Origin of the sequence: Klebsiella sp. BDA134-6, assembly GCF_015601345.1 — a bacterium.
Taxonomy (GTDB): Bacteria; Pseudomonadota; Gammaproteobacteria; order Enterobacterales; family Enterobacteriaceae; genus Klebsiella; species Klebsiella grimontii.
On sequence record NZ_CP064784.1, the window covers coordinates 3,314,096 to 3,334,133 of the forward strand.

At 55.4% G+C, this 20,038-nt stretch carries 23 protein-coding genes; 12 read left to right on the forward strand and 11 right to left on the reverse strand.

Annotation, left to right across the window (positions count from 1 at the left end):
* Positions 1-42 precede the first annotated feature (42 nt).
* Positions 43-648, forward strand: coding sequence for a glutathione transferase GstA (gstA, locus tag IYV58_RS15280; protein ID WP_049114135.1), 606 nt, complete (start codon positions 43-45; stop codon positions 646-648).
* A 47-nt stretch (positions 649-695) separates the two neighbouring features.
* Here gstA and pdxY read toward each other — a convergent pair whose 3' ends face one another.
* The 5 genes from pdxY to anmK form a co-directional block, all read right to left on the reverse strand.
* On the reverse strand, positions 696-1,556 hold the full coding sequence (gene pdxY / locus IYV58_RS15285; RefSeq protein WP_049114137.1) for a pyridoxal kinase PdxY: 861 nt from the start codon (positions 1,554-1,556) through the stop codon (positions 696-698).
* A gap of 61 nt (positions 1,557-1,617) precedes the next feature.
* Positions 1,618-2,892, reverse strand: a complete 1,275-nt coding sequence (gene tyrS / locus IYV58_RS15290; protein ID WP_004119522.1) for a tyrosine--tRNA ligase — start codon at positions 2,890-2,892, stop codon at positions 1,618-1,620.
* 252 nt (positions 2,893-3,144) lie between these two features.
* Positions 3,145-3,801 carry a pyridoxamine 5'-phosphate oxidase gene (gene pdxH, locus IYV58_RS15295; protein WP_004119519.1) on the reverse strand — a complete coding sequence of 219 codons (657 nt, stop codon included), beginning with the start codon at positions 3,799-3,801 and terminating at the stop codon, positions 3,145-3,147.
* Between the two features lie 57 nt (positions 3,802-3,858).
* Positions 3,859-4,182 carry a C-type lysozyme inhibitor gene (mliC, locus tag IYV58_RS15300; RefSeq protein ID WP_014229593.1) on the reverse strand — a complete coding sequence of 108 codons (324 nt, stop codon included), beginning with the start codon at positions 4,180-4,182 and terminating at the stop codon, positions 3,859-3,861.
* 92 nt (positions 4,183-4,274) lie between these two features.
* Positions 4,275-5,399, reverse strand: a complete 1,125-nt coding sequence (anmK, locus tag IYV58_RS15305; RefSeq protein ID WP_004119512.1) for an anhydro-N-acetylmuramic acid kinase — start codon at positions 5,397-5,399, stop codon at positions 4,275-4,277.
* Positions 5,400-5,668: 269 nt separating this feature from the next.
* Here anmK and slyB point away from each other — a divergent pair, with 269 nt between their 5' ends.
* Both slyB and IYV58_RS15315 read left to right on the forward strand, forming a co-directional pair.
* On the forward strand, positions 5,669-6,136 hold the full coding sequence (gene slyB, locus IYV58_RS15310; protein ID WP_002907749.1) for an outer membrane lipoprotein SlyB: 468 nt from the start codon (positions 5,669-5,671) through the stop codon (positions 6,134-6,136).
* A gap of 225 nt (positions 6,137-6,361) precedes the next feature.
* The gene (locus tag IYV58_RS15315) at positions 6,362-7,714 is read left to right on the forward strand and encodes a sensor domain-containing diguanylate cyclase (protein WP_195729116.1); all 1,353 of its coding nucleotides are present in this window, start codon (positions 6,362-6,364) and stop codon (positions 7,712-7,714) included.
* Between the two features lie 40 nt (positions 7,715-7,754).
* Here IYV58_RS15315 and slyA read toward each other — a convergent pair whose 3' ends face one another.
* Entirely contained in the window at positions 7,755-8,195 is a 441-nt protein-coding gene (slyA, locus tag IYV58_RS15320) for a transcriptional regulator SlyA (RefSeq protein WP_029669661.1), read from the reverse strand.
* 171 nt (positions 8,196-8,366) lie between these two features.
* On the opposite strand from slyA, the gene IYV58_RS15325 reads away from it, so the two are divergent.
* The 3 genes from IYV58_RS15325 to IYV58_RS15335 are packed head-to-tail and all read left to right on the forward strand — an operon-like array spanning position 8,367 to position 11,534.
* Positions 8,367-8,603: a DUF1656 domain-containing protein gene (locus tag IYV58_RS15325; RefSeq protein WP_004119481.1), complete on the forward strand. Its 237-nt coding sequence runs from the start codon at positions 8,367-8,369 to the stop codon at positions 8,601-8,603.
* A 10-nt stretch (positions 8,604-8,613) separates the two neighbouring features.
* The gene (locus tag IYV58_RS15330) at positions 8,614-9,510 is read left to right on the forward strand and encodes an efflux RND transporter periplasmic adaptor subunit (RefSeq protein WP_004119479.1); all 897 of its coding nucleotides are present in this window, start codon (positions 8,614-8,616) and stop codon (positions 9,508-9,510) included.
* A complete protein-coding gene (locus IYV58_RS15335; protein ID WP_049114145.1) occupies positions 9,510-11,534 on the forward strand; it encodes an FUSC family protein in 2,025 nt (674 codons plus the stop codon). Before IYV58_RS15330 ends, IYV58_RS15335 begins: the two co-directional genes overlap by 1 nt.
* Here the strand turns inward: IYV58_RS15335 and sodC are convergent.
* From sodC to IYV58_RS15350, 3 genes are read right to left on the reverse strand one after another with little or no spacing between them, the layout of a single operon-like run.
* The gene (sodC, locus tag IYV58_RS15340; RefSeq protein WP_195729117.1) at positions 11,527-12,048 is read right to left on the reverse strand and encodes a superoxide dismutase [Cu-Zn] SodC; all 522 of its coding nucleotides are present in this window, start codon (positions 12,046-12,048) and stop codon (positions 11,527-11,529) included. The two genes, IYV58_RS15335 and sodC, sit on opposite strands and share 8 nt — an antisense overlap.
* A 59-nt stretch (positions 12,049-12,107) precedes the next feature.
* Entirely contained in the window at positions 12,108-13,004 is an 897-nt protein-coding gene (locus IYV58_RS15345) for an aldo/keto reductase (protein ID WP_004119474.1), read from the reverse strand.
* A gap of 48 nt (positions 13,005-13,052) precedes the next feature.
* Positions 13,053-13,313 carry a DUF1289 domain-containing protein gene (locus IYV58_RS15350; protein WP_162140793.1) on the reverse strand — a complete coding sequence of 87 codons (261 nt, stop codon included), beginning with the start codon at positions 13,311-13,313 and terminating at the stop codon, positions 13,053-13,055.
* Between the two features lie 121 nt (positions 13,314-13,434).
* Between IYV58_RS15350 and IYV58_RS15355 the strand changes: the two genes are divergently transcribed.
* The 4 genes from IYV58_RS15355 (at position 13,435) to rnt (ending at position 16,423) form a co-directional block, all read left to right on the forward strand.
* A complete protein-coding gene (locus IYV58_RS15355; RefSeq protein WP_004119473.1) occupies positions 13,435-14,034 on the forward strand; it encodes a TetR/AcrR family transcriptional regulator in 600 nt (199 codons plus the stop codon).
* Positions 14,035-14,087: 53 nt separating this feature from the next.
* Positions 14,088-15,185, forward strand: coding sequence for an alkene reductase (locus IYV58_RS15360; RefSeq protein WP_087828204.1), 1,098 nt, complete (start codon positions 14,088-14,090; stop codon positions 15,183-15,185).
* A 79-nt stretch (positions 15,186-15,264) separates the two neighbouring features.
* Positions 15,265-15,672, forward strand: a complete 408-nt coding sequence (gene gloA, locus IYV58_RS15365) for a lactoylglutathione lyase (protein ID WP_004119471.1) — start codon at positions 15,265-15,267, stop codon at positions 15,670-15,672.
* Between the two features lie 106 nt (positions 15,673-15,778).
* Positions 15,779-16,423, forward strand: a complete 645-nt coding sequence (gene rnt / locus IYV58_RS15370; protein ID WP_004119470.1) for a ribonuclease T — start codon at positions 15,779-15,781, stop codon at positions 16,421-16,423.
* Positions 16,424-16,474: 51 nt separating this feature from the next.
* Here rnt and grxD read toward each other — a convergent pair whose 3' ends face one another.
* Positions 16,475-16,822 carry a monothiol glutaredoxin 4 gene (gene grxD, locus IYV58_RS15375; RefSeq protein WP_004119469.1) on the reverse strand — a complete coding sequence of 116 codons (348 nt, stop codon included), beginning with the start codon at positions 16,820-16,822 and terminating at the stop codon, positions 16,475-16,477.
* Between the two features lie 339 nt (positions 16,823-17,161).
* Here grxD and IYV58_RS15380 point away from each other — a divergent pair, with 339 nt between their 5' ends.
* Together IYV58_RS15380 and sodB are read left to right on the forward strand one after the other, a co-directional pair.
* Positions 17,162-18,016, forward strand: coding sequence for a C40 family peptidase (locus tag IYV58_RS15380; protein WP_004119468.1), 855 nt, complete (start codon positions 17,162-17,164; stop codon positions 18,014-18,016).
* Positions 18,017-18,137: 121 nt separating this feature from the next.
* Positions 18,138-18,719, forward strand: a complete 582-nt coding sequence (gene sodB, locus IYV58_RS15385; RefSeq protein ID WP_004119467.1) for a superoxide dismutase [Fe] — start codon at positions 18,138-18,140, stop codon at positions 18,717-18,719.
* 56 nt (positions 18,720-18,775) lie between these two features.
* Here sodB and IYV58_RS15390 read toward each other — a convergent pair whose 3' ends face one another.
* Positions 18,776-19,942, reverse strand: coding sequence for an MFS transporter (locus IYV58_RS15390; RefSeq protein WP_139528801.1), 1,167 nt, complete (start codon positions 19,940-19,942; stop codon positions 18,776-18,778).
* Positions 19,943-20,038 lie beyond the last annotated feature (96 nt).

The window sequence follows — 20,038 nt, forward strand, 5'->3', positions numbered from 1 at the left end:
GCGGACTAACATACAGAAAACCGCAGCCACGAGGAGTTACCGATGAAACTGTTCTACAAATCCGGCGCTTGTTCTCTTGCTTCGCATATCGCGCTACGCGAGAGCGGCCTGGACTTCACCCTGCAGGGCGTTGACGTAATGAAAAAACGTCTCGAAAACGGGGATGATTATCTGCTGGTAAACCCGAAAGGTCAGGTGCCGGCGCTGCTGCTGGACGATGATATTTTGCTGACGGAAGGCGTGGCCATTATGCAATATATCGCCGATCGCGTGCCGGACCGCCAGCTGTTGGCACCGGTGGGAAGCATCGCCCGCTATCAAACGCTGGAGTGGCTAAACTACGTGGCGACGGAACTGCATAAAGGCTTTACCCCGCTGTTTCGCCCCGATACGCCGGAAGACTACAAACCTGTCGCCCGCGCGCTGCTGGATAAAAAAATGCAGTACGTGAATGAATGCCTGGAAGATAAAGAGTGGATTAACGGGCATCGTTTCACTATCGCCGATGGCTACCTGTTCACCGTGCTGCGCTGGGCGTACGCCGTGAAGCTGGATATGGCAGGCTATAGCAATATTGCAGTCTGGATGAAGCGCGTTGCCGCGCGTCCCGCTGTTGCCGCCGCCCTTGAGGCTGAAGGGCTGAAGTAACGCTGATGCTTGCCCGACGCCGGTCGGGCAAGTGGTTTACACGTGCCTTAAAGCTGCGTGGCGCTGAAGTAGTGCTCCGGCTGGGCAATGCGATCCTGAGCCGCCACGACCTGTAGCTCATACTCCTGCATATTTTTTGTCGCCAGCATGATTTCATACACCGCGGCGGTGACGTGCTCCAGCGCATCACGCAAACTCGCGCCCTGCAGCAGCTTAACCAACAGCAGCCCGCTGGTGACATCGCCGACGCCCACCGGCTGGCGCATGCCGAAATCCACCAGCGGACGGCTGATGTGCCAGGCTTCTTGACTGGTGACCAGCAGCATTTCAAAACGATCCATACTGAGCCCGGCGCGTGAGAGATGCTTCACCAGCACCACTTCCGGCCCCTGAGCAATCAACTCGCGCGCGGCTAAAACCGCTTCTTTAACGTTTGCCACCGGGTGCCCGCAGAGGATCTCCAGCTCAACCAGGTTTGGCGCAATAATATCGCTCGCCGGCAGCGCATAGCGCACGTGAAACTCCGCGACGCCAGGCGCCACGATGCAGCCCTTTTCAGGGTGGCCCATCACCGGGTCACAGAAAAATTTCGCGGCCGGGTTGGCGCTTTTCACCTGGCGCACGATGCCAAGAATATGTTCGCCCTGCTCCGCCGAACCCAGATATCCGCTTAATACCGCGTCGCAGCGCTGCAGCTGGTTAATGTCAGCAATCCCCTGAACAATCTCCGTTAAATGCGCCGGCGGCATGACGCAGCCGGTCCACTTTCCGTATTGGGTATGGTTGGAGAATTGTACGGTGTTAAGCGGCCAGACGTTGGCGCCAAGCCGGCGCATCGGAAATTCAGCGGCGCTGTTGCCCGCATGGCCAAACACAACGTGGGACTGGATGGCGAGGATATTCTTCATCTTGATTACCTGAGAGCAAAAAATAAGAGGCGCGGTTTCCCACGCCCCTGCCTTTACGCAATTACTTCCAGCAGACCAGACAGTAATTTTTCTTACCGCGGCGCAGTAAGGTATAGCGCCCGAAGAGACGGTCGGCATCGACAAATACGTATTCCGGGTCGGACTGTTTTTCGCCGTTAATGGTCACCGCGTTGGAGGCAATGGTTTTACGCGCCTGGCCGCGGGACGGCTGCAGGTCAGAATCCACCAGCGCCTGCATCAGATCGGCTCCCTTTTCCATTTCGATCATCGGCACGCCATCCTGCGCCAGCTGCTCAAAATCGGCTTCGCTCAGATCGCTCAGGTTACCGTTGAACAGGCTCTCGGTAATGCGTTTTGCCGCCACCAGTCCTTCTTCGCCGTGCACCAGACGGGTCACCTGCTCAGCCAACACATACTGGGCGCGCGGTGCTTTACCGCTGTTTTTGTCTTCCTCTTCCAGGGCATTGATTTCGGTCATGTCCATAAAGGTGAAGAACTTCAGGAAGCGATAAACATCGGCATCCGCGGTGTTGATCCAGAACTGGTAGAACTTGTACGGACTCGTTTTCTTCGGATCCAGCCACACCGCGCCGCCTTCGGTTTTACCGAATTTCGTGCCGTCGGCTTTGGTGATCAGCGGAACGGTCAGGCCAAAGACCTGGTTCTGATGCAGACGACGGGTCAAGTCGATACCGGAGGTAATGTTGCCCCATTGGTCAGAACCGCCGATTTGTAGCGCCACGCCGTGCAGCTTGTTCAGGCAGGCAAAGTCGTACCCCTGCAGCAGGTTGTAGGAGAACTCGGTAAAAGAGATGCCCTGGTCGTCGCGGTTGAGACGCTGCTTCACCGCTTCTTTGTTGATCATCTGGTTTACAGAGAAGTGCTTGCCGATATCACGCAGGAAGGTCAGCACGTTCATGCCGCCAAACCAGTCGTAGTTATTCGCGGCAATGGCCGAGTTATCCCCGCAATCAAAGTCGAGGAAAGGCGCGACCTGTTTGCGGATTTTATCCACCCACTCCTGCACGGTATCTTCAGTGTTCAGTTTACGCTCAGCGGCTTTAAAGCTCGGGTCGCCAATCAGCCCCGTCGCGCCGCCCACCAGCGCAACCGGCTTGTGGCCAGCCTGCTGGAAGCGTTTCAGGCATAACAATGGAACAAGATGCCCCAAGTGCAAGCTGTCGGCGGTAGGGTCGAAGCCGCAATAGAGCGCGATCGGGCCTTGCGCCAGTCGCTCTGCTAACGCTTCCTCGTCCGTCACCTGGGCTACCAGCCCCCGCTCCTGCAATTGTTTAATCAAGTTACTGCTTGCCATCAAATTCTCCATCTATAAACGACTGCACCTCTGCCGGTACACGACTTTTCGCCAGACGCGAAAAAAACATCTACGCAAAATTATTCAAGCTGCATCGCGGCGGCAAGCATGTAAAAGCCCAGGGAACTTACTCAGGTAAGCGACAGAGCCAGACAGGCGCGGCTAACAAAGATGCAGCTTGAAAAATGAAGCGTATAGAATAAAGCGCCGGGCCACGATGCACCAGCGCTTAACACAACATTTTTGCGTCCTTTATGGCGCCAGTCGGTCGATTTGCCAGCCGCCGTTTTGCCGCTGGTAGAGAAAACGATCGTGCAGACGGTGCTCGCCGCCCTGCCAGAACTCCATCTGCTCGATGCTGACGCGGAATCCGCCCCAGAAACTCGGCAGCGGAACTTCGCCCTGCTGGAACTTTTGCTTAAGCTCAAGGAACTTACTCTCAAGGATGCCGCGCGCCGAGATACGGCTGGACTGCTGCGACACCCAGGCGCCAATCTGGCTATCGCGCGGACGGCTGTGGAAATATTTCACCACTTCCAGCGTTGAAAGGCGTTCCGCTTTACCGATAACCATCACCTGGCGCTCCAGCATATGCCATGGGAAAAGCAGGCTAATGCGGGGATTTTTTTCAATCTGGTGGGCTTTGCGGCTGCCAAGGTTGGTGTAAAACACCAGACCTTTTTCATCGTAGTGCTTAAGCAAAACGATACGCTGGTAAGGCTGGGCGTTTTCATCAACGGTGGCGACGACCATCGCCGTTGGATCAGCGAGCTTCGCATCGCAGGCCTGACGCAGCCAGCGTTCAAATAGCGCCAGAGGTTCGGCTGGAAGGTCGTGGCGACGCAGGCCACCACGGGTGTACTCACGGCGCAGGTGCGCGATTTGCTGCAATTCGTCGTTATCAGACATGGCAATTGAGAAAATAATCAAAGGGTAGCGTCATTGTGCGCCCCCATGACCGAAATCTCAACGTTTGGCGGTTTGCAGCTGACAGTTTTCCAGCACAATGCGATCGCGTTTATAGACCGTGGCGCTATCGCCCTTCGACCAGAAGACGTAAACGCCGTCGGTATACCGCGCTCCGGACGCGGATAGCCCCTGCTGCAAGTTGAGCTGCTGGTTATCGTAGATAAAGCTGACCTGCTGGCGAGTATGATTAAGATGGACGGTTAACGGCTTCTGGTCGCACTGGTACTCCAGCGTGTCCGTATTCATCCGCTCGACAAACTGGTTGTAGTAGCTACAGCCCGCGAGCATAAAAGGTACCGCAAGAATAAGTATTTTTTTCATTAATTTGCCTTCGACTTTCCCGGTCCGGGAAGGCATAACGCCCTCCCTCAACGCTGTTCAGTTTACGAAGAAACCGCCGCGGGTGATTTCAGTTAACTCTGATTTTGCGGCGGATTTGCCGGGAAAATCGCGCCAAGCACGGAAGCCTGCGACGCGCCGGTTACCGAAGGGAGGTTGCCGGGTAATCCGGCAAGCGTCCGCCACGCCAGCCATGCGAATGCCAGCGCCTCCATATCATCCCCGCTGATCCCCGCCTCATCGGTGGTCGACACTTCCGTTCCCGGCAGCAGCGCCGCCAGACGCGCCATTAGCAGCGGATTGCGCGCGCCGCCGCCGCAGACCAGCAGGCGTTCACATCCCCCGCTGAGCAGCACCTGTTCACTGATGCTGACGGCGGTCAGTTCCGCAAGGGTGGTCTGCACGTCCTGGGCGCGAAGCCCCGGATAACGCGCCAGATGCTGCGATAGCCAGCCGTAGTTGAAGTATTCGCGACCGGTACTCTTCGGCGCCGGTAGCGCAAACCACGGATCGCTTAGCATATCCTGCAGCAGCGGCAGCACAACTTTACCCTCGCTGGCCCACTGCGCGTCCTTATCGAAGGGTTTGCCACACTGACGCCAGATCCACGCATCCATCAGCATGTTGCCGGGCCCGGTGTCGTAGCCGCGCACCGGTACCCCTGGCGCCAGCAGGGAGAGGTTGGCGATACCGCCAATATTAAGAACCATTCGACGCTCTACCGGATGCGCCAGCAACGCGTGGTGGAACGCCGGAACCAGCGGCGCGCCCTGCCCGCCGAGCGCCATATCGCGACGACGAAAGTCGCCGACGACCGTCACGCCAGTACGCGCGGCAATCTGGTTATTGTCGCCAATCTGTAAGGTATGCGGCGCGTCGCCCGTAGGCTCATGCCAGACCGTTTGGCCATGGCAGCCGATGGCGATGATGTCCGCCGCCTGTAACTTTTCCTGCGCCATCAACGCCTGAACCGCATCGGCAAACAGCCGTCCCAGACGCGTATCAAGCCGTCCCAGCTGCGACAGCGTAAGCTGCTGTCCCTGGCAGATGGCCAGAATGTCTTCTTTAATAGCCAGGGGGATGGGATAGGTCAGGCTGGCCTGCTGGGCGACCAGATTTTCATTAATTGCTGCGAGGACAACATCAACACCATCAAGGCTGGTGCCGGACATTACGCCGATAAAGCGGCCTGATTTCATACGCTTTCCTTCATTCCATGACTCCGTATATCCCCACACTCCACCATAAACGAGGGGGCAATGCTATGCTGCTATAATACTTTTTAACAATACAAGCAGCGCTGCCGTTCTTAGGGTAAAGAACTTGTGTTTAGTTTAGGTTGAGACGACTCTGATTATTATTTTTTGTATAGTCACTGCATCTGCTATGCCAGCAGACGCTTAAATGCCATATAATTGGCTACAAGGAAGTTCAACAGAACGCTTCTTGGTGAACAGGAGATTCATAAATGATTTTACGTGTTTTGGCTGTCTCGATGATTGGTTTTACGCTTGCAGGCTGCGTCAGCAGCAGCGGTCTGTCCGGCGATGTTTACTCCGCATCCGAAGCCAAACAGGTCCAGAGCGTGACCTACGGCACTATTGTCCATACCCGCGCGGTGCAGATTCAGAGCGGAGATGACAGCAATGCTATTGGTGCCATCGGCGGCGCGGTACTCGGCGGCTTCCTGGGTAACACCATTGGCGGCGGAACGGGCCGCTCACTGGCAACGGCAGCAGGCGCTGTCGCCGGCGGCGTAGCCGGTCAGGGCGTACAGGGTGCGATGAACAAAACCCAGGGCGTTGAGCTGGAAATCCGCAAAGATGACGGTAACACTATTATGGTAGTGCAAAAACAAGGCAGCACGCCGTTCTCCGTCGGCCAGCGCGTAGCTATTGCCGGCAGCGGCAGCCAGGTTACGGTATCCCCACGCTAAATCTTACCCCTGCGGCCCTGACGGGCCGCTTATTAATACAATAGATATATCATTTACCAGTATCAATAAACGATATAAATATATTTATAGGTTCCTGCCGCGCCTCCACTCTTTGCGCCCGCGCAATATTTTTCCTGCTGCCATCAAGTAATCTTCAATGAGTCTTACTTAAATCATTTACGATACCTTCGTCGTTTACCCTCGCATTTTTCAGGGATATTGACTATGCGCGCTAATATAAAAAGCTTACCCCAACGGATATTTCTTTACGCTGCCGCGTGTACCCTTGCGGTTACCACGCTTAATTATCTCAGCGACTCGTTAATTCATCGTATACCTACAACATCATCCATGCTTTTTCCTGTACTGACGATTTCATTGATGACTTTTCATATTATGATTGCCTGTTTTATGGCAATGAAATATCTGTGCGATAAAAAACGACTGTACCTGGTTCCGATTACCTTCGCCTTTGCCTGCTCGGCTATGCTGATGCTGGGAACGATAGGCAGCTATCCCGACTGGTTGATTTGCGGACAGGGTCGCGCCATTAACCAAAATGACGCGCTGATTTTTTATTTTTTCCGCAACGTAATGATGGCCATTTTATTTATAACATCGATTGTATTATACCGTTTTCGCAACCTCACCCTTAGCTCAGGTAAAATTAACCGTACGGTACTGACAGGTTGCTTTATTTTTATTACCGCAGTGCTTATATTATCGTGGATTCATTCCAGCAATTCCCCGCTTTTTAGTATTGAATTCCTTGATAATCTGACCTACACTTTTACGCCGCTGTGGCATAATCGTATTGGCTGGTTATTAATTATCATATGGTCTGTAACGCTGATTTTACTGATTAGCCTGACCCAATTGCGTAATATATTCTGGTACAGCGGGGCCTTTTTTTGTACCGCCTATATATTTACGTTAATGGTTCTGCTCGCAACGGCAGGTGACAGCAGTCACGCCTGGAGCCAGGCGCGATTCTTTGAAACGCTTAGCACCCTGTTTCTGATTTTAGTTCTGCTGTGCGATGTTTTTATGCTCTATCGTCAATCAAACGACAGGTACATTCGCTCTTATCAAAACTCGATTCGCGATCCCCTGACCCGACTGTATAACCGCAGCTATTTCTATGAAACCCTGAATCAACGATTGTCGAAGGTTTCCGCTTCACAACCGCTGTCGGTGATCGTCTGCGACCTCGATCGCTTCAAGCGCATCAACGACACCTACGGTCACGTGCAGGGCGATAAGGTAATTCAATTTGCTGCCAGCGTGTTGCAGAACAACGTGCGCCAGGACGACGCTGCCGCGCGTATCGGCGGGGAAGAGTTTGCCCTACTGCTGGTCAATATCGGCGCAAAGGAAGCACTGGCTATCGCCGAACGCATCCGCCTCTCCGTCAGCGAGAAGCAGGAAGGATTACCCGAAAGAATGACTATCAGTATGGGGGTTTTCACGGCGCTGGATACGCGTGTTTCGGCAGAAGAGTGCGTTAAGCGTGCGGATACCGCGATGTACAAAGCGAAAAACAGCGGGCGTAACCGCGTAGTGGTCTGGCATGCATAGATAAAAAAGAGGCCTTGAGTCTTTCAAGGCCCCGTTAAAGTCAATCTTTTGCCTGGAGATCGAGGATGTTGTGTTCAAGTTTACGAATTAAATTAAGCAACGTTTCCACTTCTTCCCTGGAAACGCCAGCCAGAATCTCATCACGCGTTTTGCCAATAACCTCTTCCATTTCATTGATCAGAGGCTCGGCCTTTTCCGTAAGCTTGATACGTTTTGCCCGCCGATCGTTTGCACAGGTCTGGCGAGAAATAAGCCCTTTTTCCTCCAGCTGGTCGAGCGTGCGAACCAGCGACGGCTGCTCAATACCAATGGCCTTCGCCAGCTGAATCTGCGACTGTTCAGGCGGCAGCTGGTGAATGTTATGCAGCGTGACCCAGTGCGTCTGCGTTAACTCCAGAGGTTTCAGGCGATGGTCGATTAGCGCGCGCCAGACGCGTACCAAACGTGCCAGATCAGAACCAAGTGGCGATTCCAATTTCATCTCCTTATAATTAGCTTGCTAAGTTATTATACTGATTTTAGAATAGTGTGCAGCATTTAAATTACCAAAACAAATGAATTACCTGATTCACTAGAATCAGAACAATGATTTACAATGTGAATAATCGCATCACCTGAACATTCTTCCTGCAACGGCAAAGGATTTTTGCTTGTGAAACTGAGTCTTAACACTGCCGGATTGTCGCTCCAGGACCTGGTGTTCGGCGCTTCTGTCTATTTCCCTCCTGTCTTTAAAGCGGTTTTGCTGGGCTTTTTTATCTGGCTGATAGTCCATCGCCAGCTGCGGGACTGGATGTACGCAGGCGAGATCTGGCATCCCCTGTTAATGGACCTCTCCTTCTTTGCGCTCTCCGTCTGTCTGGCGCTGGTTTTACTGACTATCTGGTAATGTTCATTCCATGAAAAAACTAAAATACTTATCCACGCTGCTGGTTGCCGCACTGGCCATTATTGCCGCCTGGCTGGTCTGGAATTACTACACGCAATCCCCATGGACCCGCGACGGCAAGGTGCGCGCCGAACAGGTTGGCGTCACGCCGCAGGTTTCCGGCAGTATCCTGCAGCTAAACGTGCGCGATAACCAGCTGGTGAAGGCCGGAGACGTGCTGTTCAGAATCGACGACACGCCCTATAAAATTGCCCTGCTCAACGCCCGCGCGCAGCTCGCTAAAGCCAAAGCAGAAGTCGCCCGCGCGCAGGCGGAACAGAAAAAAGCCGCCAGCGATGCTAACCGCCGGCGTCATCTTTCCCAGAATTTCATCTCGGCAGAAGATTTAGAAAACGCCAATACCGCGCTGAATACTGCGACGACCAACCTCGAAGCCGCTAAGGCGGTGGTTGGCGTGGCGCAGGCCACGCTCGATCACGCCCAATGGCAGCTCACGCAGACGGAAATCAAAGCGCCGGTTGACGGTTGGGTCACCAATCTCTCGACCCGCGTTGGCGACTACGCCACCGTTGGCCACCCGGTTTTCGCCCTCGTCGACAGCCACTCCTTCTACGTGGTGGGTTATTTTGAAGAAACCAAACTGCGTCATATTCGTCCCGGCGATAGCGCGCAGATTATTCTTTATAGCAGCAAGCAAAAGTTACAGGGTCACGTTAGCAGCATCGGACGCGCGATAGTCGACCAGAGCGTGGAGAGCAGCGGCGGGCTGGTGGCCAATATTAAACCGAATATTCCCTGGGTCCGCCTTGCCCAACGTGTCCCGGTACGCATCGAGTTTGACCATTTGCCGCCGGATACCACTTTGGTCTCCGGTACCACTTGTACCGTTGCCATCGGCGCGCAGTAATGAAGCTACAGGCCCTGTCGTGGCGCGCGCTCCCGTGGATTAAGGCCAGCCGTCCGCAGTGGCGCTATGCCCTGCGCAACGGGATTGCCATGTGCCTGGCGCTGAGCATCGCCTACTGGCTGAATCTTGACGAGCCCTACTGGGCAATGACCTCCGCCGCGGTAGTCAGCTTTCCCACCGTCGGCGGCGTGATTAGCAAAAGCTTCGGGCGTATTGCCGGCAGTCTGCTCGGCGCCTGCGCGGCGCTGCTGCTGGCCGGGCACACGCTCAACGATCCGTGGCTGTTTCTCTTCAGCATTTCAGCGTGGATAGCCCTCTGTACCTGGGCCTGCGCGATGTTCACCAATAATGTCGCCTACGCCTTCCAGCTCGCGGGCTATACCTGCGCGATCATCGCTTTTCCGGTTATCAATATCACTGACGCCAACGAACTGTGGACCATCGCCCAGTCGCGCGTCTGTGAGGTTATCGTCGGTATATTGTGCGGTGGGCTGATGATGATGATTCTACCGAGCACGTCCGATGGCGCTACGCTGCTGACGGCGCTGAAAAACATGCACGCGCGCCTGCTGGAACACGCCAGCCTGCTGTGGGTGCCGGAAACCACCGATGCGATCCGCACCGCTCACGAGAGCGTAATTGGGCAAATTCTGACCATGAATTTGCTGCGTATCCAGGCCTTCTGGAGCCACTATCGCTTTCGCCGGCAAAACCCGCTGCTGAACTATCTGCTGCATCAGCAACTGCGAATGACCAGCGTGATTTCGAGCCTGCGGCGGATGCTGCTTAACTGGCCCACCGCCCCCGCCCGCACCCGCGATATCCTCGAGTCACTGCTTAACGAATTAGCGCATACAAACGCCGATGCCTTGAGCGTCGCCCGCATCATCGCCCCACTGGCGCCGCCCGCGGACGCTGATTACCGGCATATCGCCTTCTGGAAGCGTCTGCGCTACTTTTGTCGTCTCTACCTGGTGAGCAGCCGCTGGCTCATGCGCATCGAAAACGCCACCGCGGTGACTGAATTTAACGTGCCTTCTGCGCCAGCGCTGGCCCGCCATACCGACCAGGCCGAAGCCTTGTGGAACGGCGTTCGCACTTTCTGCGCGCTGGTAATGGTCGGCGCATGGGGAATTAGCACCCAGTGGCAGGCCTGCGCCGCGGCCCTGACCCTGGCGGCTATCTGCTGCGTCCTCTATTCGGTCTCTCCTTCACCGTTTAAGTCCTTAACGCTGTTGATGCGCACCCTGATCCTGCTTTCGCTCTTTAGCTTTGGGGTAAAGTTTGGCCTGATGGTGCAGATCACCGATTTATGGCAGTTTCTGCTGTTCCTGTTTCCCCTGCTGACGACCATGCAACTGCTGAAGCTACAGATGCCTAAGCTCGCCGGACTGTGGGGTCAGCTGATTGTCTTTATGGGGTCGTTTATTTCGGTCACCAACCCGCCGGTCTACGATTACGCATCGTTTCTTAACGATAATCTGGGAAAAATCATTGGCGTAGGCCTCGCCTGGCTGGCTTTTGCCATTATCAGCCCAGGTTCGGACGCGCGTAAAAGCCGCCGCCATATCCGTGCGTTACGGCGTCACTTTGTCGACCAGCTCAGCCGCCGCCCGCAGCACAGCGAGCACGAATTTGAATCGCTGGTTTACCACCATATTAGCCAGCTCAGCAATAGCCAGGATGCGCTGGCGCGCCGCTGGCTGCTGCGCTGGGGCGTGGTGTTGCTCAACTGTTCGCACGTGGTGTGGCAGCTACGCGAATGGGAAACCCGCTCCGACCCGCTGTCGCAGGTGCGTGATTTATGTATCAGCCTGCTGCGGGATGTGATGAGCGAGCGCGGGGTACAGCAGCGTCCGCTCGCCTCTACGCTCCAGGAGCTGCAGCGCATCTGCGACGCGCTTAACCACCACCACCAGCCGGCGGCCAAAGAGCTGGCGGCGGTAATCTGGCGGCTGTGGTGCGCGCTCTCCCAGCTGGAGCAGGCGCCTATTGCCGGAACGCTAACGGAAAGAACTACTTAATCACGCCGCAGGCGAACCGCTCGCCGCCGCCTCCAAGGGGCTGCGGGCTATCGGACATATTATCGCCCCCCACGTGAATCATCAGCGCCTTGCCTTTCACCTCATCCAGCGTTTTTAAACGCGGCGCCACCACCGGCTGGGTGGCTTTACCGTCGTTATTGACCACCAGGAATGGCAGATCGCCGAGATGCCCCGCGCCGTCAGGCCCCTCATGCCTTCCTGTTTTTTGCGGATCGTAGTGCCCACCGGCTGCGCCAGCGGCGACGGCTTTGCCCTCTTTAATCGCGGGCTGGCAGCTACCGTTGGCGTGAATATGGAAGCCGTGCTCGCCGGGAGGCAGCGCCTTCAGATCCGGCGTAAACTCCAGTCCTTTCGCGGTTTCGCTGATTTTAACGCTACCGATAGCCTGACCGACACTTTGGCTGGTAACAAGATTGATATCGACGCTTTCACTGGCCGCCTGCGCGCCTGCGCACGCGGCCAGGGTAAGTATGGCGAGAATACATCGTTGCATAACACCTCCTTAATGGCTCTATCGCTATTAAGTGTAGGCCATCGCTGAGGTGTCGGTGTTTACGGTACGTCGTAGCCTAGCGCCGCTTTACGAATGCGGAACCACTGCTGGCGGCTCATGTTTAGCCTTTCAGCAACCACCGCGGATCCCACGCGCTCGATTTTGCCTGAGCCGATGATCGGTAACGGCTGCGATGGCAGCCGCAGGATCCAGGCGTACACCACCTGCTCAATGCTCTCCGCATTCAGCTCCTGAGCAACGCGCGCCAGCTCATCGCGCAGCGGCTGGAAGCTGTCGTCGTTAAACAAACGACCGCCGCCGAGGCAGGACCATGCCATCGGGCGAATACGCAGTTGCTGAAGCTGATCCAGCGTACCGTCAAGCAGCAGCGGCTGATGGACCGGAGAAATTTCCACCTGGTTGGTCGCCAGGGTAAATGGCAGGCGCGACTGCAGCAGGGTAAACTGGGCGGGGGTAAAGTTCGATACGCCGAAGTGACGAACTTTGCCGCTATGGTGAAGGGCCAGGAAGGCTTCCGCCACTTCATCCGCATCCATCAGCGGGTCTGGACGATGGATCAGCAGCAGATCAAGATGGTCGGTTGCCAGATTACGCAGCGACTGTTCGGCGCTGAGAACGATATGGTCACGGTCGGTAATATAGTGGCCGATGGTGTTTTCCGCCCGCGCTTTAGTGGCTATCCCGCATTTGGTGACGATTTCCATCCGGCTGCGCAGATGCGGGGCCAGCTTTAGCGCTTCGCCAAACGCCGCCTCGCAGCGATAGTCGCCATAAATATCGGCGTGATCGATAGTGCTGACGCCCAGATCCAGGTGTTGCTCAATAAAGCTCACCAGCGCTTTAGCGGACATATTCCAGTCCATCAAACGCCAGTAACCCATCACAAAACGAGAAAATTCCGGCCCCTGCGGAGCCATAGCAATACGCTGAACCATAACAGCTTCCTCAACAAAAATGTGCCCTGAGTATACGCAATTTTAGGCTCAAAACAGTGAGGGTTGCTGCGGTTCTTCCGCACTATCCTGCTTAGCTGCGCGTAATTTGCGCAGTAGCCGCTGTCGGCACAAACGCAAAACATCCTGCTTTTGCGCATCGCTCATTTTCTGCCAGTTGAAACGCTCGTCGCGGCTACGCATACACCCCCGACAGTAGCCGCGTTCATCAGACTGACAAATCCCCCGGCACGGACTTTGCACCGGGAAGAACTCCAGTTGTTCAGCCACTTCGCCTCTCCTGCCGCTCATCTCTTTCTTTATTGAAGACGTTTCATTCGCCGTACGCAAATTTTGTTCATCGCCCTCTGCGCCAGGCGGCATTTTTAATTATGACTTGCATTAGACCAATCGGTCTATTACAGTAAGCGCTATGAACAAGCACAGTGAATGCAACACACGCGAACATATCCTGGCCACCGGCGAGCAGCTCTGCATGCATCGGGGATTTACCGGCATGGGGCTGAGTGAACTACTGAAAACAGCGGAAGTGCCAAAAGGCTCTTTCTATCACTATTTTCGCTCAAAAGAAGCCTTTGGCGTTGCGCTGCTCGAACATCATTACGCCGGATACCTTCAGCGCCTGGTGGAGCATTTTGACCACGGTCAGGGAAACTACCGCGACCGACTTTTGGCCTATTATCAGCATACGCTGACGCAATTTTGCCAGCAGGGCATTATTAGCGGCTGTCTGACGGTGAAGCTGTCGGCTGAGGTCTGCGATCTGTCGGAAGATATGCGCGCCGCGATGGATAAAGGCGCCAGCCAAATCATTATTCTGCTGGGCGATGCGCTGGAGAAAGGCCGTCAGGAAGGCAGCCTTGAGTTTGACGGCGACGCGTTCACCCTTTCCCAGGTGCTCTACTCCCTGTGGCTGGGGGCGAATCTGCAGGCCAAGATTACGCGTAGCGCAACGCCGCTGGAAAGCGCCCTTGCCCACGCTAAAAATATTATTGCTGCGCCTGGCGTTTAACAGGCGTTTTTATTTCATCAGTTTCAAGACGACCGGTCTACTCAGGAGTCATTATGTCAGAATCAAAGTTGTTTACCCCGTTGAAAGTGGGTGCGGTAACCGTACCCAACCGCGTATTTATGGCTCCGCTGACGCGTCTGCGCAGCATTGAACCGGGCGATATCCCTACCCCGTTAATGGGCGAATATTACCGTCAGCGCGCAAGCTCCGGCCTGATTATTTCCGAAGCCACCCAGATTTCCGCTCAGGCTAAAGGCTACGCGGGCGCACCGGGTCTGCACAGCCCAGAACAGATTGCAGCGTGGAAAAAAATCACCGCCGGCGTACACGCCGAAAACGGGCGTATTGCCGTACAGCTGTGGCACACCGGGCGTATTTCGCACAGCAGCATCCAGCCTGGCGGCGCCGCCCCGGTGGCACCGTCGGCCATAAGCGCGGGTACCCGTACCTCGCTGCGCGATGAAAACGGCCATGCTATTCGCGTCGACACCTCAATGCCGCGCGCGCTCAACACCGATGAGATCCCGGGGATTGTTGATGATTTCCGTCAGGCGGTAGGCAACGCCCGCGATGCCGGTTTTGACCTTGTCGAACTGCACTCCGCGCACGGCTACCTGCTGCACCAGTTCCTTTCCCCGTCTTCCAACCACCGTACTGACCAGTATGGCGGCAGCGTGGAAAACCGCGCGCGCCTGGTGCTGGAAGTAGTTGATGCGGCGAGTAAAGAGTGGAGCGCCGACCGTATCGGTATTCGCGTTTCGCCTATTGGCAGCTTCCAGAACGTCGATAATGGTCCAAATGAAGAGGCCGATGCGCTCTATCTGATTGAAGAGCTGGCCAAACGCGGTATCGCTTACCTGCACATGTCCGAGCCGGACTGGGCCGGCGGTCAGCCGTATAGCGATGAGTTCCGTCAGAAAGTACGCGACCGTTTTCCCGGCGCCATTATCGGCGCTGGCGCCTACACGGTCGAAAAGGCAAACGATCTGATCGGTAAAGGCCTCATCGATGCCGTGGCCTTTGGTCGCGACTACATTGCCAACCCGGATCTGGTCGCGCGCCTGCAGAAAAAGGCCGCGCTGAATCCACAGCGTCCGGAAAGCTTCTACGGCGGCGGCGCGGAAGGCTATACCGATTACCCGACCCTGTAATCCCTCCATTGATAGCGGCGGGTTATCGCCGCTATACTCAACGCTCTGCTGTATCAACATAAACTGCATAGGGGACATTATGCGCTTACTTCACACCATGCTGCGCGTTGGCGACCTGCAACGTTCGATTGAGTTTTACACCAACGTACTGGGCATGAAACTGCTGCGCACCAGCGAAAACACGGAGTATAAATACTCGCTGGCATTCGTGGGTTACGGCGAAGAGAGCGATACCGCCGTGATTGAGCTGACCTACAACTGGGGCGTTGATAAGTACGATCTCGGTAGCGCTTATGGCCATATCGCGCTGAGCGTTGAAAACGCGGCCGAAGCCTGCGAGCGTATTCGCCAGAACGGCGGCAACGTGACGCGTGAAGCCGGCCCGGTCAAAGGCGGTACCACCGTCATCGCCTTCGTCGAAGATCCGGATGGTTATAAAATCGAACTGATCGAAGAGAAAGACGCCGGTAAGGGTCTCGGCAATTAATCTGCTCGGGCACCCGCGGTGCCCGCTGTTTTATCCCCCCGCCTGCTGCAAGGCGCGGCAAAATTTGCCATAATGCGCGCTACTTTTTTCCAGCTAAGAGAATCTGATGTCCGAGAACGTTCAACTTAATGGTCTGTGCGACCGTTTTCGCGGTTTTTATCCTGTGGTAATCGATGTTGAAACCGCGGGGTTTAATGCCAAAACCGACGCCCTGCTGGAGATCGCCGCTATTACGTTGAAAATGGATGAGGAAGGCTGGCTGATGCCGGACGAAACGCTGCATTTTCATGTTGAACCTTTTGAGGGCGCCAACCTGCAGCCCGAAGCCCTGGCTTTTAACGGTATTAACCCCAACGACCCCGAGCGCGGCGCGGTAAGCGAATACGATGCGCTGCACGCGATTTTCAAAATGGTCCGTAAAGGGATGAAAGATAGCGACTGCAGCCGCGCGATCATGGTTGCGCATAACGCCACGTTCGATCACGGGTTTACCATGGCGGCGGCAGAGCGCGCGGGGCTGAAACGTAATCCGTTCCACCCGTTCGTCACCTTCGATACCGCGGCCCTGAGCGGTCTGGCGCTGGGTCAAACGGTGCTGTCGAAAGCCTGTATTGCCGCAGGAATGGCGTTTGATGGTACCCAGGCGCACTCCGCGCTATATGATACCGAACAAACCGCCCAGCTGTTCTGCGAAATCGTCAACCGCTGGAAGCGGCTCGGCGGTTGGCCATTGCCGATGGCCGAAGAATAAACGATAAAAAAAGCGACTTCATCGGAAGTCGCTTTTTTATTAGCAGCAGAATTACTCCGCTTTCGGCTCGTCAGTTTTGTACTTAGCGGCCGTTTCTTTAATCAGCTGCTGCAATTCGCCGCGCTGATACATTTCAATCACGATGTCACAGCCGCCGACCAGCTCGCCGTCCACCCACAGCTGCGGGAAGGTTGGCCAGTTAGCGTATTTCGGCAGCTCTGCGCGGATGTCCGGGTTTTGCAGGATATCGACGTAGGCAAAACGTTCGCCACAGGCGGACAGTGCCTGCACGGCCTGTGCGGAGAAACCGCAGCTTGGCAGTTTCGGTGACCCTTTCATGTACAGCAGGATCGGGTTTTCAGCGATTTGATGTTGGATTTTTTCTAAAGTCGTGCTCATTGTCGTGCTTCCTCAAACTTCTCTACGGCAGTAATTTGTCATTGTAGCGTCCTGAACGCAGGACCGATAATAACATTTTTTTCACTTGCCACATTTTATCTTCTGTAGGCCAAAGTTGCCTCAAAAATATCATTTTATTGCTATACGCGGCAACGCGTTGCGTGCTTTTCATGCGCCGGAGGCGCTGACGGAAGCATTTTTTTGCAAATGTTAACCAAACGAGACTTTAGATACAAAAGAGTAGTAACTCTCCACGATTTTATGCTTTAGAATCGATGCGGTTTGTCATTCATCGTCAGGCATCTGTATATGTCTGTAATTTAATCAGGGGAGTGCTCAGTGGCGCGTCTTAACAAAATCGCGATTTCGCTCTGTGCATTACTTTTTACATCTATTTCACTGACGCCGCTGGCGCATGCTTCCGGGCATACGCACGCTTCGGCCACGCCAAAAGCGCATCCGGCCAAGGGCACGACCGCAGAGCGTAAGAAAAAAGCAGTCAATTCCAAAAGTAAAACTACCGCCAAAACCCCCAGCAAGAAAACGTCAACCGCCAGCCGTAGCAAATCAGCCGCGTCACGCCAGACCGCCAGCGTCACCAAAAAATGCGTCCTGCGCAAAGGCTATAAAAAACTGTGCGCCAGCTCGACAAGGTCGATAGCAGAAAGCAAGATGGCAACGGCGAGCGTGCAGAAAAAGTGCGTGGTGCGTAAAGGCTATAAAACTCGCTGCAAACCCATCGCCGATGAGCCGCAGCTGACTATCGCCGATGCGCATAAGGCGCGGGTACAAAAAGCGCAAAGCACCGCGATGTCAAAGCTGATGGATCAGATTGGTAAACCCTATCGCTGGGGCGGTACTTCCCCGCGCACCGGGTTTGATTGTAGCGGTCTGGTCTATTATGCCTATAAAGACCTGGTTAAAATCCATATTCCACGCACCGCCAATGAGATGTATCACCTGCGCGACGCCCGTCCGGTGGATCGCGGTGAGCTACAAAGCGGGGATCTCGTCTTTTTCCGTACCCGCGGGCGCGGGACTGCCGATCACGTCGGCGTTTACGTGGGCAACGGCAAATTTATCCAGTCTCCGCGCACCGGCCGCGATATTCAGATCACCTCATTAAGCGACGATTACTGGGTACGTCACTACGTCGGCGCGCGTCGCGTTATGACGCCGAAAACCATTCGCTAAATATGCCTTGCCGCTTCAGCGGCAGGGTAACGCTCTCTTTTGCCACATCTTTTAATTTGCTACTATTACCCTGCGCAATACATGGTTATTGCGCGTACAAACTATAAAAAGGAGAGTAGCAATGTCGTTCGAATTACCTGCATTACCATATGCAAAAGACGCCCTGGCGCCGCACATTTCCGCAGAAACCCTGGAATACCATTACGGTAAACACCACCAGGCCTACGTCACCAACCTGAATAACCTGATCAAAGGCACCGCGTTTGAAGGGAAAACCCTGGAAGAGATCGTGCGTTCTTCCGATGGCGGCGTCTTCAACAACGCCGCGCAGGTCTGGAACCACACCTTCTACTGGAACTGCCTCGCGCCAAACGCTGGCGGCGAACCGCAAGGCGAACTGGCGGCGGCTATCGCTAAATCATTCGGCAGCTTCGCTGATTTCAAAGCCAAATTCACCGACGCGGCGGCAAAAAACTTCGGCGCAGGCTGGACCTGGCTGGTGAAAAACGCCGATGGTAGCCTGGCCATTGTCTCCACCAGCAACGCGGGTACGCCGCTGACCAGCGACGCCACTCCGCTGCTGACCGTGGATGTCTGGGAACACGCTTATTACATCGACTACCGGAACGCTCGTCCGAACTATCTGGAACACTTCTGGGCGCTGGTAAACTGGAAGTTTGTTGCCGCTAACCTGGCAGCATAAAAGCAAACCGCAGAAGCCATACGGCTTCTGCGGTTCTTATCTCACTTCTCGCGATCTTAACGGTTAGCGAACGCCTCTTCCGGCTGCGTCCGACCGCTGAACAGCACCAGCAGCAGCGCAACGCCCGCGATAATCGCCCCCATCACCGGGACAAACGTATAGCCCAGGCCGCCGCTAATGACCGCGCCTCCCGCCGCCGCTCCCAACGCGTTTCCAAGGTTGAAAGCCCCGATATTGACCGACGACGACAGCCCCGGCGCTTCGTGAGCCACGCGCATCACTCGCATCTGCAAAGGCGGCACCACCGCAAAAGTCGCCGCGCCCCAGACAACCATACTGATAGCGGCGCCCACCTGCGATTGCGCCAGCAGCGGAATCGCCAGCATGATAACCATCAGCAGCAGCAGAAACCCCTTCAGCGTCCCGGAAACGGAGCGGTCAGCAAATTTACCGCCAAGGTAGTTGCCCAGCGAAAAGCCCACGCCGATCAGCACCAGCATCGCGGTGACAAACAGCGGAGAGGCGTTGGTAATGGTATGCAGAACCGGGGAAATATAGGTATAGAGCGTAAACATCGCCCCTGCCCCCAGCACGGTAGTCAGCAGCGCAGACAGCACCTGCGGACGCATCAGCACCGAAAGCTCCTGCTTCACGTTTGGGCGCTCGCCGACGCTGCCCTTCGGTAAGGAAAACCACAGGCCGATTATCGCCACCACGCCCAGCCCCGCCGTTGCAAGGAACGACATTCGCCAGCCGATGGTTTCGCCCAGCCAGGTTGCTGCGGGTACGCCGCCGATGTTGGCGATCGTCAGCCCCATAAACATCGTCGCCACCGCGCTGGCCTGCTTATGTTTTGGCACTACGCTTGCCGCCACCACCGAGCCCAGGCCAAAGAAAGCGCCGTGGTTAAGGCTGGTAATGATCCGCGACAGCAGCAGCGTGGTGTAATCCGGCGCAATGGAAGAGAGCACGTTGCCAAGGGTAAAAATCGCCATCAGGAAAATCAGCGCATTTCTGCGCGCGCGGTGGGAGAGCAGCAGCGTCATCAGCGGCGCGCCGACCATTACCCCGATGGCATAGGCGCTAATCAGCATTCCCGCCGCCGGAATCGAAACGTCCACGCCTTTAGCGATTACCGGTAATAGCCCCATCGGGGAGAATTCGGTCGTGCCGATGCCAAAGGCACCAATCGCCAGCGCGAGCAGGGGAAAGTTGATTTTCATGCAGGGACTCCATCAGGCCGCCTTCCGCGACGGCATTTCATCAGAAGTCAAAAGCATGACATCAATCACAGAAAAACAAAAGTGAACGAAATGGCA

What these genes read in the sequence shown, in the direction of transcription:
- gstA (WP_049114135.1), top strand. Translation starts at nt 43, where the DNA reads ATGAAACTGTTCTACAAATCCGGCGCTTGTTCTCTTGCTTCGCATATC.
- pdxY (WP_049114137.1), bottom strand. Translation starts at nt 1,556, where the DNA reads ATGAAGAATATCCTCGCCATCCAGTCCCACGTTGTGTTTGGCCATGCG.
- tyrS (WP_004119522.1), bottom strand. Translation starts at nt 2,892, where the DNA reads ATGGCAAGCAGTAACTTGATTAAACAATTGCAGGAGCGGGGGCTGGTA.
- pdxH (WP_004119519.1), bottom strand. Translation starts at nt 3,801, where the DNA reads ATGTCTGATAACGACGAATTGCAGCAAATCGCGCACCTGCGCCGTGAG.
- mliC (WP_014229593.1), bottom strand. Translation starts at nt 4,182, where the DNA reads ATGAAAAAAATACTTATTCTTGCGGTACCTTTTATGCTCGCGGGCTGT.
- anmK (WP_004119512.1), bottom strand. Translation starts at nt 5,399, where the DNA reads ATGAAATCAGGCCGCTTTATCGGCGTAATGTCCGGCACCAGCCTTGAT.
- slyB (WP_002907749.1), top strand. Translation starts at nt 5,669, where the DNA reads ATGATTTTACGTGTTTTGGCTGTCTCGATGATTGGTTTTACGCTTGCA.
- IYV58_RS15315 (WP_195729116.1), top strand. Translation starts at nt 6,362, where the DNA reads ATGCGCGCTAATATAAAAAGCTTACCCCAACGGATATTTCTTTACGCT.
- slyA (WP_029669661.1), bottom strand. Translation starts at nt 8,195, where the DNA reads ATGAAATTGGAATCGCCACTTGGTTCTGATCTGGCACGTTTGGTACGC.
- IYV58_RS15330 (WP_004119479.1), top strand. Translation starts at nt 8,614, where the DNA reads ATGAAAAAACTAAAATACTTATCCACGCTGCTGGTTGCCGCACTGGCC.
- IYV58_RS15335 (WP_049114145.1), top strand. Translation starts at nt 9,510, where the DNA reads ATGAAGCTACAGGCCCTGTCGTGGCGCGCGCTCCCGTGGATTAAGGCC.
- sodC (WP_195729117.1), bottom strand. Translation starts at nt 12,048, where the DNA reads ATGCAACGATGTATTCTCGCCATACTTACCCTGGCCGCGTGCGCAGGC.
- IYV58_RS15345 (WP_004119474.1), bottom strand. Translation starts at nt 13,004, where the DNA reads ATGGTTCAGCGTATTGCTATGGCTCCGCAGGGGCCGGAATTTTCTCGT.
- IYV58_RS15350 (WP_162140793.1), bottom strand. Translation starts at nt 13,313, where the DNA reads ATGAGCGGCAGGAGAGGCGAAGTGGCTGAACAACTGGAGTTCTTCCCG.
- IYV58_RS15355 (WP_004119473.1), top strand. Translation starts at nt 13,435, where the DNA reads ATGAACAAGCACAGTGAATGCAACACACGCGAACATATCCTGGCCACC.
- IYV58_RS15360 (WP_087828204.1), top strand. Translation starts at nt 14,088, where the DNA reads ATGTCAGAATCAAAGTTGTTTACCCCGTTGAAAGTGGGTGCGGTAACC.
- gloA (WP_004119471.1), top strand. Translation starts at nt 15,265, where the DNA reads ATGCGCTTACTTCACACCATGCTGCGCGTTGGCGACCTGCAACGTTCG.
- rnt (WP_004119470.1), top strand. Translation starts at nt 15,779, where the DNA reads ATGTCCGAGAACGTTCAACTTAATGGTCTGTGCGACCGTTTTCGCGGT.
- grxD (WP_004119469.1), bottom strand. Translation starts at nt 16,822, where the DNA reads ATGAGCACGACTTTAGAAAAAATCCAACATCAAATCGCTGAAAACCCG.
- sodB (WP_004119467.1), top strand. Translation starts at nt 18,138, where the DNA reads ATGTCGTTCGAATTACCTGCATTACCATATGCAAAAGACGCCCTGGCG.
- IYV58_RS15390 (WP_139528801.1), bottom strand. Translation starts at nt 19,942, where the DNA reads ATGAAAATCAACTTTCCCCTGCTCGCGCTGGCGATTGGTGCCTTTGGC.